The organism is Bradyrhizobium sp. CCBAU 51745, from assembly GCF_028128715.1.
Taxonomy (GTDB): domain Bacteria; phylum Pseudomonadota; class Alphaproteobacteria; order Rhizobiales; family Xanthobacteraceae; genus Bradyrhizobium; species Bradyrhizobium manausense.
In genome coordinates, this window is sequence record NZ_LBJP01000040.1 from 1 (window position 1) to 1928 (window position 1928).

Annotated in this window: 2 protein-coding genes; both read left to right on the forward strand. The window is 67.4% G+C overall.

The genetic code is table 11. The features are described 5' to 3' along the window. Positions 1 to 484 (forward strand): DUF2147 domain-containing protein (locus XH98_RS12985; protein ID WP_271618820.1); only part of this gene is annotated, 484 nt, incomplete at its 5' end. Positions 485 to 798: 314 nt separating this feature from the next. Continuing rightward, positions 799 to 1928, forward strand: a 1130-nt coding sequence (locus XH98_RS12990; RefSeq protein ID WP_271618821.1) for a FecR domain-containing protein, incomplete at its 3' end; no start/stop codon positions are given.

Below are 1928 nucleotides of genomic sequence, written 5' to 3' on the forward strand. Positions count from 1 at the left end.
AGCGCCGGTGCAGGCGACCGCGCCCGCTGCCGCGCCCGCCGCCGCTGCCCCGGCCGTTGCCGCCGCACCATCCGTCGACACGACCACGCAGCCTGCACCCGTTGCAGCTCCCGCGCCGGTCGCTGCGCCTGCGCCGGTTGCTGCTGCGCCCGCTTACACAGCACCGCCGGCGCCGGCTCCTGTTACGCCGGTGCAGGCCGCGAACACGCCGATCGGCGTGTGGGCCACCGAAGAGAACAAGGGCAATGTTCGCGTCGAACAGTGCGGCCCCAATCTCTGCGGCTATGCCGAGAAGACCAATGAGCGCATCCTGATCAACATGAAGTCCGACGGCGCCAAGTGGAGCGGCCGCATCCACGATCCCGACTCCGGCCGCAACTACGACTCGACGATCGCCATGAAGGGCCCGAACGCGCTGCGCGTGCAGGGCTGCGCTTTCGGCGGAATGTTCTGCGGCGGCCAGACCTGGAAGCGGGTGAGCTGACACCGAAGGTGTCATCCCTATTGCGCAATTGCGCAATGGGGGCGATGCAAAGCATCGAACCCGGGATCTCGTGCGGCAACCTCGCACCAAAACTTCGAGATTCCCCGATGCGCAATTGCGCATCTGAGGTTCGCGACTTCGTCGCGCCCCGGAATGACGAGCAAGAAGGCGGCGCCACGTCCCTGTTTCTGGGACGTGGCATTTGAACATTCGCCCGTTCCATGCAAAAGATGTTCATCCGCCATTCAGCAATCTCCGGCTGATATCGGCCGATCTCGCCTCGCGTTCTCACCGGGACCTCATTCGTGGCTTTGATGGTGGCTTGGCGCCGCGTCATGTTTGCTTTGTCGCTGCTGGCGCTGCCATTGGCCGGCGCGGACAATGCGCGCGCCTCCGACACAATCGAGCTTGCGCAGGCCCAGCCAGAAGCGCAGCCGACGCCCGCGCCCTCCCCCGCGCCATCAGCCTCGCCGGCGCCATCAGCGGACGCGCAACCGGCCGCTGTCGAGCCGATCGGCAACGTCGCCACCGTGACGGGAATTGCGACCGTGATCCGCGACAAGAACTCCTATCCGCTCAAGGTGCGCGACGACATCTATCTCAACGATGTCGTGCAGACGTCCTCGAACTCCTCGCTCGGCATCACCTTCAACGACGCCACCACGTTCAATCTCTCCGCCAGCGCCAAGATCACCATCGACAACTACGTCTATGAGGACGGCGGCAAGCAGAACTCGGCGATCTTCGACATCGGCAAGGGCACGGTCGCCTTCGTCGCGGCCGCCGTGGCAAAGACCGGCGACATGAAGATCGCAACGCCGACTGCAACGCTCGGCATCCGCGGCACCACCGGCGTCGTCGACGTGCCCGCGAACGCGGCGGCGAACAGCGCCAACAACGTCAACATCAAGCTCTATCCCGACGCCGATGGCGGCGTCGGCCATATCGACGTCCACGATCGTGCCAGCGGCACGCGGCTCGGCGCGCTGACGCAAGCCTCGAGCGGCTTTGCGATCCGGCCCGGTGCGGCCGGTCCCGGCGGCATGCGCTTCGCCGCAGTCCCGATCACGATTCCGCCGCAGCAGGTCGCGCGCGACCGCGGCATCGTCAGCCAGGTCCACGCAGCGCAAACCACGGGACGCCAGATCGTCACCGAGCAGCGCGATTTCCGCCGCGCCAACCCGACTGCGGTGAGCCGCATTCCGCGGCCGGCGCAGGTGCCGCAGCAACAGCAATTGCGTCCGAACCCGACGCCGACCCCGCAGCAGCCGAACGGCCAGCCCGGCCAGAACAACCGTCCGGGTCAGCAGCCGCAGCCGGGAGCACCGAACCGTCAGGGCACGCTGCAACCGCAGCGCCAAGGACAAGGTGGAGCGACGCAGCCGGGTACGCCGCGCGCGGGCCAGGGTCAGCAGCAACCGGGCCAGCAGGGCACGGGTCAGCC